Source organism: Variovorax boronicumulans NBRC 103145, from assembly GCF_001591345.1.
Taxonomy (GTDB): domain Bacteria; phylum Pseudomonadota; class Gammaproteobacteria; order Burkholderiales; family Burkholderiaceae_C; genus Variovorax; species Variovorax boronicumulans.
This window is the reverse complement of record NZ_BCUS01000179.1, coordinates 1-8,501: the sequence shown is the minus strand read 5'-3', so window position 1 is coordinate 8,501 and position 8,501 is coordinate 1. Positions and strand designations below refer to the sequence as shown.

The window sequence follows — 8,501 nt, the reverse complement described above, 5'->3', positions numbered from 1 at the left end:
CACGCCAGGCCCCGGCCAGGGCCGCGGCTGCCAGCCCGGGTGCACGGGCGGCGGCGGACGCCAGCCCGCGATCGGTGGCGGCGGGGGCCGGTGGCCCCACCAGCGCCGGTCGCCGTACCAGGGGCGGTCGCGGTAGTAGTCGGCCCAGTAGCTGCCGATCACGAAGCTCACGATGGGCACGCCGATGACCGCGCCGTAGGTGGCCAGCGGCACGCGCTGCTGCTGGTAGGCGTAGTCGAGGTTCCTTGCCCAGACCCAGCCGCGCCCGCCGTCGGGCAGCACCACGTCGCACCAGCCGTAGCCGCTGGTGCAGCCGACCACGTCGACCGGCTGCCCCGGCCCGAGCCGTGCCACCAGCGGGTAGTCGCCCGAGGGCCCGGCGCGCAGGTTGACCGCGCCGCGCGTGAAGGCCTGCTGCGCCGCCGCCGCGAGCGGCAGCAGCAGGACGAGCGCGCCCAAGGCAGCGCGGCGCAAGAAGGATGTGGCGTTCATGGGAGGCTCCTGTGCGCCCCAGCGTAGGCGTGGGGCGGGGAGCCGTCAATCAGCCGAGGGCGCGCGCGGCGCCCGGCTTCAGGCGGCTTCCTTGTAGAAGCCGTTGCTGTTCAGGAGGCGGCCCTTGGCAGGCGCCACCGCCGCACCGATCGCCGCGATGTGGTCCGGCGTCGTGCCGCAGCAGCCGCCCACGATGTTCACCAGCCCCTCGGCCGCGAACTCGTGCAGCAGGCGCGAGGTGACGTCGGGCGTCTCGTCGAAGCCGGTGTCGCTCATCGGGTTGGGCAGGCCGGCGTTCGGGTAGCAGCTGATGTAGGTGTCGCCCGCCACGCGCGCCAGCTCCTGGATGTAGGGGCGCATCAGCGTCGCGCCCAGCGCGCAGTTCAGGCCGATGGCCAGCGGCTGCGCATGGCGCACGCTGTGCCAGAAGGCGGTGACGGTCTGGCCGCTGAGGATGCGGCCCGAGGCATCGGTGACCGTGCCGCTGATGATCAGCGGCAGGCGCTGGCCGCTGTTGTCGAAGTACTCGTCCACCGCGAACAGCGCGGCCTTGGCGTTGAGCGTGTCGAAGATGGTCTCGACCAGGATCACGTCGGCGCCGCCTTCGACCAATGCTTCGGTCTGCTCGTAGTACGCCGCGCGCAGCGATTCGAAATCGACGTTGCGTGCGCCCGGGTCGTTCACGTCGGGGCTGATGCTCGCCGTCTTGGGCGTCGGGCCGAGGGCGCCGGCCACGAAGCGCGGCTTGTCGGGCGTGCTGTACTTGTCGCAGGCCGCGCGTGCGAGCTTGGCCGATTCGAGGTTCATCTCGCGCGCCAGGTGGGCCATCTTGTAGTCCTCCTGCGCGATGGTGGTCGCGCCGAAGGTGTTGGTCTCGATGAGGTCGGCGCCGGCCGCGAGGTAGGCCTCGTGGATGTCGGTGATGACGTCGGGGCGCGTGAGCGACAGCAGCTCGTTGTTGCCCTTCACGTCGCGCTCGAAGTCCTTGAAGCGCTCGCCGCGGTACTGCGCTTCGGTGAGCTTGAAGCGCTGGATCATCGTGCCCATCGCGCCGTCGAGGATGGCAATGCGGTTGGCCAGGATGCCCGGCAGCGCCTGGCCGCGGGTATAGATGAGGGGCTTGGTCATGTCCGCGATTGTAAAAACCCCGGTCCGGCCCGGCGCGCAGGCGGGTCTTGCCGGCGTCAGCCTTGCCCGCCCGCGATCTCCGCCAGCGCCTGCACGAAGCGCGCGTTGTCCGCGTCGGTGCCCACCGACACGCGGATGAAGGTCTCGAAGCCCGGCTCCTTCCAGGGCTTGACGATGATCCCGCGCGCCAACAGCGCCTCGTTGACCGGCGCGTTGGGCCGCCCGAGGTCGACGAACAGGAAGTTGGCCGCCGACGGCGCGATGCGCAGGCCCGGCCAGACCGACCCGGCCAGGGCGCGCAGCTGGTCCGCCAGCGCCTCGCGCTGCTGCACGGTGCGCGCCACCGCCTGCGCCATGAAGGCCTCGTCGCCCCAGGCCGCCAGCGCCGCGGCCTGCGCCGCCAGGTTCACGTTGAAGGGCGTGCGCACGCGGTCGAGCAGCTGCACCAGCGCCGCGTCGGACGCGATGCCGTAGCCCACGCGCAGGCCGGCCAGGCCCCAGGCCTTGGAGAAGGTGCGCAGCACGATCCAGGGCGAGCGGCCTTCGCCGGCCGCCTGCCATGCGCGCAGCAGGGCGAGCACGTCGGGGTAGCCGGGCGCCAGCCGCGCATATTCGTAGTAGGCCTCGTCCACCACCAGCAGCGTGCCCGCGGGCACCGCCACGAGCAGGCGCGCGAAGTCGCTCGCATCGAACATGCAGCCGACCGGGTTCGAGGGGTTGGCCAGCATCACCACCTTGGGCCCGCGCGCGAGCGCGGCGCACCAGGCGTCGACGTCGAAGCCGAGTTCCGGCGTGAGCGTCAGCAGCTCGACCTGCGCGCCCATCATGCGCGGGTAGATCTCGTGCAGGCCGAAGGCCGGGCGCTGCGTGAGCACGCGGTCGCCCGGCGACAGCAGCGCCTGGCACAGCATCTGCAGGATGTCCTCGGAGCCGTTGCCGATCACCACCTCGCCGGGCTGCGCACCGGTGCGCTGCGCGATGGCGGCACGCAGCGCCGTGGAGTTGGCGTCGGGGTAGGTGCCCGCGCGCGCCGCCAGGTCGACCAGCGCCCGCGCCACCGCGGGGCTGGGGCCGTACGGGTTCTCGTTGCTCGCCAGCCGCGCGATCTCGCTGACGCCGTAGCGCGCGCGCACGGCGTCCGAGGACAGCCCCGCGTTGTAGGGCGGCAGCGGCGGCACCTCGGGGCGCGCGAACGCGTGGATGGCGGCGCTCACCGGGCGCCGCCTTCGACGAAGGCCAGCACCGCCTCCAGCATGCGGCGCACGTGCGGCTTCACGCCCGCGGCCACGTCGGGCAGGTAGTCGAAGGGCAGCGCTTCCTGCATGTAGCTCGACTGGGTCATCTCCAGCTGCACCGCGTGCACGCCGCCGGCCGGGTTGCCGTACTGGCGCGTGATGTGGCCGCCCTTGAAGCGGCCGTTGAGCACGCCGGTGTAGCCCGGCGCCGATTCGGCGATGCCGCGCAGCGTGGCGGCCAGTGCGGGGTCGCAGCTCTTGCCGTCGGCGGTGCCCAGGTTCAGGTCGGGCAGCTTGCCTTCGAAGAAGCGCGGCAGCACGGAGCGGATCGAGTGCGCGTCCCACAGCGCGACGGTGCCGTGCGCGGCCGTGAGGCGATCGAGCTCGGCCTGCAGCTGCTGGTGGTACGGACGCCAGACGGCCTCGCGGCGTTCGGCAACTTCTTCGTCGGACGGGTGGTCCTCGGGCTTCGCGTAGACCGGCGTGTCGTCGAAGGTGTCGACCGGGCACAGGCCGGTGACGCTCTGGCCCGGGTACAGGCTGGCGCCGTCCGGCGGACGGTTCAGGTCGACCACGTAGCGCGAATGCGTGGCCACGAGCACCGAGGCGCCGAGCGCGTCGGCGAAGTCGTAGAGCTGCTCGAGGTGCCAGTCGGTGTCGGGCACGTGGCGCGCCTCGTCGGTGAAGCGGGCGGCCAGCGCGGGCGGCACGTGCGTGCCGACGTGCGGCATCGAGATCAGCAGCGGGCGCGTGCCCTGGCGGAAGCGGAACGCCGGTTCGGTGGTGGTGAAGGCCATGGGAATTCAGTCCTTGAGGAGTTGGGTGCGCACGGCAACGAAGGCGGCTGCGGCATCGCCATGCAGCGCGTGGCGCCCGGCCGTGACGCGCGGGCGGCCCGCCACCCAGACCGCGTCGACGGCCGAGGTGCGGTGGCTCGCGAACACATGGGCCGAGAGCATGTCGGGTGCCGACAGGCCCTGCAGCGCGAGGTGATGGGCATCGAGCACGACGAAGTCGGCCTGCTGCCCCGCGGCCAGCCCGCCGACGGCACGGCCCGACGCCTGCGCCCCGCCCTGCACGGCTTCGAGCGTGAGCGCGGTGGCCACGTGCGGCTGCGCCGCGCTGGCGCCGACGTTGCGCTGGCGCCGGCCCAGGCGCTGGCTGTACTCGAGCATCAGCAGTTCTTCGGCCGCGTTGACGCTGGCATGGCTGTCGGAACCCACGCCCCAGACGCCGCCGTGGCTGCGCCAGCGCGCGAAGTCGAAGATGCCGTCGCCCAGGTTGGCCTCGGTGGTCGGGCACAGGCCCGCGACCGCGCCGCTCTGTGCCGCGTATTCGTACTCGGCGTCGTTCATGTGCGTGGCGTGCACGAGGCACCAGCGCGCATCGACGGCGGCGTGGTCGAGCAGCCATTCGACCGGGCGCAGGCCGCTCCATTCCACGCAGTCGTCCACTTCCTTCGTCTGCTCGGCGATGTGGATGTGGACCGGCGCGGTGCGGTCGATGGCGTCCAGCCCGGCGAGCGCCTCGCGCAGCGCCTCGGGCGGCACGGCGCGCAGCGAATGCGGCGCCAGGCCCAGGCGCGCGCCCTGCGCGTCGCAGTCGGGCTTGAGCGTGTCGAGCAGGCGCAGCATCGACTCGGTCGAGCGGATGAAGCGGCGCTGTCCCTCGGTGGGCGGCTGGTCGCCGAAGCCGCTGGTCTGGTAGAGCACGGGCAGCAGCGTGAAGCCGATGCCGGTGTTCTGCGCGGCGCGCAGCAGCGCGCGGCTCAGCGCCGCGTCATCGGCGTAGGGGCGGCCGTCGGTGTCGTGGTGCACGTACTGGAACTCGCACACGCTGGTGTAGCCCGCCTCGAGCATCTCGGCGTAGAGCCAAGTCGCGATGGCCTCCATGTGCTGCGGACCGAGGCGCGCGGCAAAGCGGTACATCAGCGTGCGCCAGCTCCAGAAGCTGTCCTGCTGTTCGGCGCGGTGCTCGGTGAGCCCCGCGAAGGCGCGCTGGAAGGCGTGCGAATGCAGGTTGGGCATGCCGGGGATCACCGGGCCGGTCGCCAGCTGCGCGCCCGCGGGCGGTTGCGCGCCGGCCTGCACCTGCGTGAGCCGGCCGGCATCGTTCCACGACAGCTGGACGTTCTTCGTCCAGCCTGCGGGCAGCAGCGCATCGGCTGCGAAAAGCGTGTGTGTCATTCGGTGGCTCCGATGGCGATGCGTCCCTGGCGCACCACGGCGCGCACCGGCTGCTGGCCGAACCAGTAGGCCAGCTCGGCGGCGTCGTGCAGGTTCCAGAGCACGAAGTTGGCGGGCATGCCGGGCGCGATGGCGCCGTGCGTGTCCTGCAGGCCCAGCGCGCGCGCGGCGTGCACGGTGACGCCGGCCAGCGCCTCGGGCACGGTGAGGCGGAACAGCGTGCAGGCCATGTTGACCATCAGCAGCAGGCTCAGCGTCGGCGAGGTGCCGGGGTTGTGGTCGGTCGAGACGGCCATCGGCACGCCCGCGGCACGCAGCGCGTCGATGGGCGGCAGGTGCGTGTCGCGCAGCGTGTAGTAGGCGCCGGGCAACAGCACGGCCACGGTGCCCGACTGGCGCATGGCCGCGATGCCGTCGGCCGACAGGTGCTCGATGTGGTCGCACGACAGCGCGCCGTAGCGCGCGGCCAGCGCCGCGCCGCCCATGTCCGACAGCTGCTCGGCATGCAGCTTCACGGGCAGGCCCAGCGCCTTGGCGGCTTGGAAGACCTGCTCGGTTTCCGCGAGCGAGAAGGCGATGCGCTCGCAGAACACGTCGACCGCATCGACCAGCCCTTCGGCCGCGAGCGCGGGCAGCATCTCCTTGCAGACGAGGTCGATGTAGTCGCCGCTGCGGCCGGCGTACTCGGGCGGCAGCGCGTGCGCGCCGAGGAAGGTGGTGCGCACGGTGACGCCGTAGGCCTGGCCCAGTCGCCGCGCCACGCGCAGCTGCTTGCGCTCGTGCTCGAGCGCCAGGCCGTAGCCCGACTTGATCTCGATGGCGCACACGCCGTCGGCCAGCAACTGTTCGAGGCGCGCGGCGGCCTGGGCGAACAGCGTGTCTTCGTCGGCTTCGCGCGTGGCGCGCACCGACGAGACGATGCCGCCGCCGGCCTTGGCCACCTCTTCGTAGGTGGCGCCCGCGAGCCGCATCGCGAACTCGTTGGCGCGCTGGCCGCCGTAGACCAGGTGCGTGTGGCAATCGACGAGGCCGGGCGTGACGAGCGCACCGCCGCCGTCGTGCGGCGCGAGCCCCGCGAATTCGGCCGGCAGGTCGGCGCGCGCGCCGACCCAGCGGATCGCGCCCTGCGCGACCACGAGGGCGGCTTCGGCGTCGGGCGCCAAGGTGACGCCGGGCGCCGCACCGGGCGCCAGGCGCAGGCCGGTCCACAGGCCGTCGGCCGAGGGGAATTCGCTGGGGGGTGTCATCGTCATCTCCTTTTTCTGTGGCCGCTCAGGCCGGCACGAAGCGCACGGCCACCAGCCGCGCGCCGTCGCTCGCCGGCGCGGCCTGCCATGCCTGCGCGGCGTCGGTCCAGCACAGGCCGTCGCCTTCGCCCAGGGCCTCGCCGTCATTCAAGCGCCACTCGCCGCGCAAGGCCAGCAGCACGCCGTGCGGCGCGGGCGCGATGTCGGCGGCGCGTTCCAGCACCTGCACGTCGGCGCGCCACTGGCCGCCGCGCGCCATCACGTTGAAGTCGTTCGAGGCACCGCCGAGCAGCGTGCAGTCGATCGGGTCGTCGCCCGAAAAGGCGAAGGGCTGGTGCGGCACGTCGAGCCGGTGCGACACGCGGCCGTCGTGCGTGAAGAGGCGCACGCCGTCGCCTTCGAGCAGCATGATCTGGCGGTCGATGCCCGGGAACACCGAGAACGGGCCCGGCGACGCGATGGTGGCGATGCTCACGCGCCAGCCGAAGCTGTCGAGCCCCGCGCCTGGCGGCCAGCTGGCGATTTCCTGCGTGGTGCCGCCGCCGTTCTTCCAGGGCGTGGCGCGCAGGGTCGCGCGCGAAAAACGCTGCACGCTCATCGCATCAACCCGCCCTGGCGCAGCTTCTGTTCGAAATGCCGCAGGATCAGGGTCATCGTGCCCGTGAGCATGAAGTACACGAGCGCGATGGCCAGGTACACCTCGAGCGAGCGGTACGACACGCTGATGATCTTCTGGCCTTCGTGCATCACGTCATGAATGGTCAGGAGCGACACCAGCGCCGAGTTCTTGATGAGCGCGATGAACTCGTTGCCCAGCGGCGGGATCATGCGCACCACGGCCTGCGGCAGCACGATCTGGCGCATGGCCACGCCGGGCGTCATGCCCAGCGATTGCGCGGCCATGGTCTGGCCTTTGTCGATCGACTGGATCGCGCCGCGCACGATCTCGGACACGTAGGCGCCCGAATACACGCCGAGCCCCAGCACGCCGCACACAAAGGCGGGCAGCAGGATGCCGAAGTGCGGCAGGCCGAAGAACAGAATGAACAGCTGCACCAGCAGCGGCGTGCCGCGAATCGCCGCCACGTAGGCGGTGCACACGCCGTAGATCCAGCGCCGCTTCGGGTTCAGCCGGCCGATGCCGACCAGCAGGCCCAGCACGCACCCCAGGGCCAGCGCGCAGGCGGTGATCTCCACCGTGACCAGCGCGCCGCGCAGCAGGTCGGGCCAGCCCTGCCAGACGGGCGAGAAATCGAAGTCCATGGCGCGCTTACTTGGCGGTGGCGCTGAACCACTTCTTCACGATGGCCGCGTAGGTGCCGTCGGCCTTGAGCTTCTCGATCGCGCCGTTCACGGCCTTGGTGAGCTCGGGCGTGTCCTTGCGGATGGCCATGCCGTATTCCTCGGTGGTGATCTGCTCGTCGAGCACCTTCAGGCCGCCGCGCGTGCGCACGTACTGGAAGGCGGCGGGCTTGCCGGTGACGGCGGCGTCGGCGCGGCCGATGTCCACGAGGTTGAACATCTCCTGGTTCTTCTCGACTTCCATCAGCTGCACCTGCGGGAATTTCTCCTTCGTGTACGACACGGACTTGGTGCCCACCTGCACGCTGACCTTCTTGCCGTTGATGTCGGCCGGCTTCTTGATGGTCGTGTTGTTGTCCTTCACCATGACCACGAGGCCGCCGGCGTAGTACGGCACGGTGAAGTCGACGACCTTCTTGCGCTCGTCGGTGATGTAGATGCCCGACACGGCCATGTCGAAGCGCTTCGAAATGAGGCCCGGCACGAGGCCCTTGAAGTCGATGTCGATCCACTCGATCTTGCGGCCCAGCGTCTTGCCGATGGCCTCGACCAGCTCCACGTCGAAACCGGTGCGCTTGCCGTTTTCCACGAACTCCATCGGCGGGAAGGTGGCGTCGGTGGCCACGCGCAGCGGCTCACCCTGGGCTTGCGCGGCGCCAGCGAAACCGAAGAAGGCGAGGCCGGACAGGGCGGCGGCGACGAGGGTGCGACGGGTGTTCATGGGAGGGCTTTCGTGGAGGTGAGGGAGGGAGAAAGAAAAAGAAAAGCGGCGACTACTGCAGTGCGCGCGAGATGCGGGCCGCCGTGACGACGGTCATGTGGACCAATGCAGCTTCCATGCTTTCGACGCGCGTGAGCGGCGCCATGAGCGTGATCGCCCCGCGCAGGCGCCGGCCCGCGGCCAGCACCGG

At 71.3% G+C, this 8,501-nt stretch carries 9 protein-coding genes; all 9 read right to left on the bottom strand.

From position 1 onward, the window contains the following. A partial coding sequence (locus VBO01S_RS29615; protein ID WP_157627498.1) for an SH3 domain-containing protein occupies positions 1-492 on the bottom strand: 492 nt, incomplete at its 3' end. A 78-nt stretch (positions 493-570) separates the two neighbouring features. Then, positions 571-1,620 (bottom strand): homocysteine S-methyltransferase family protein, encoded by a 1,050-nt coding sequence (locus tag VBO01S_RS29610; protein WP_062482298.1) that lies wholly within the window; start codon positions 1,618-1,620, stop codon positions 571-573. Positions 1,621-1,676: 56 nt separating this feature from the next. Continuing rightward, positions 1,677-2,834, bottom strand: a complete 1,158-nt coding sequence (locus VBO01S_RS29605) for a histidinol-phosphate transaminase (protein ID WP_062482297.1) — start codon at positions 2,832-2,834, stop codon at positions 1,677-1,679. Beyond that, entirely contained in the window at positions 2,831-3,652 is an 822-nt protein-coding gene (gene hutG, locus VBO01S_RS29600) for an N-formylglutamate deformylase (protein WP_062482294.1), read from the bottom strand. The genes VBO01S_RS29605 and hutG overlap by 4 nt, the downstream gene beginning before the upstream one ends. Positions 3,653-3,658: 6 nt before the next feature. Beyond that, a complete protein-coding gene (locus VBO01S_RS29595; protein ID WP_062482291.1) occupies positions 3,659-5,041 on the bottom strand; it encodes a formimidoylglutamate deiminase in 1,383 nt (460 codons plus the stop codon). Then, positions 5,038-6,288, bottom strand: coding sequence for an imidazolonepropionase (hutI, locus tag VBO01S_RS29590; protein ID WP_082818341.1), 1,251 nt, complete (start codon positions 6,286-6,288; stop codon positions 5,038-5,040). Before hutI ends, VBO01S_RS29595 begins: the two co-directional genes overlap by 4 nt. 25 nt (positions 6,289-6,313) lie before the next feature. Next, a complete protein-coding gene (locus tag VBO01S_RS29585) occupies positions 6,314-6,886 on the bottom strand; it encodes a HutD/Ves family protein (RefSeq protein WP_062482285.1) in 573 nt (190 codons plus the stop codon). After that, positions 6,883-7,551, bottom strand: a complete 669-nt coding sequence (locus VBO01S_RS29580; protein WP_062482282.1) for an amino acid ABC transporter permease — start codon at positions 7,549-7,551, stop codon at positions 6,883-6,885. The genes VBO01S_RS29585 and VBO01S_RS29580 overlap by 4 nt, the downstream gene beginning before the upstream one ends. Before the next feature lie 7 nt (positions 7,552-7,558). Beyond that, on the bottom strand, positions 7,559-8,311 hold the full coding sequence (locus tag VBO01S_RS29575; protein WP_062482279.1) for a transporter substrate-binding domain-containing protein: 753 nt from the start codon (positions 8,309-8,311) through the stop codon (positions 7,559-7,561). Between the last annotated feature and the right edge of the window lie 190 nt (positions 8,312-8,501).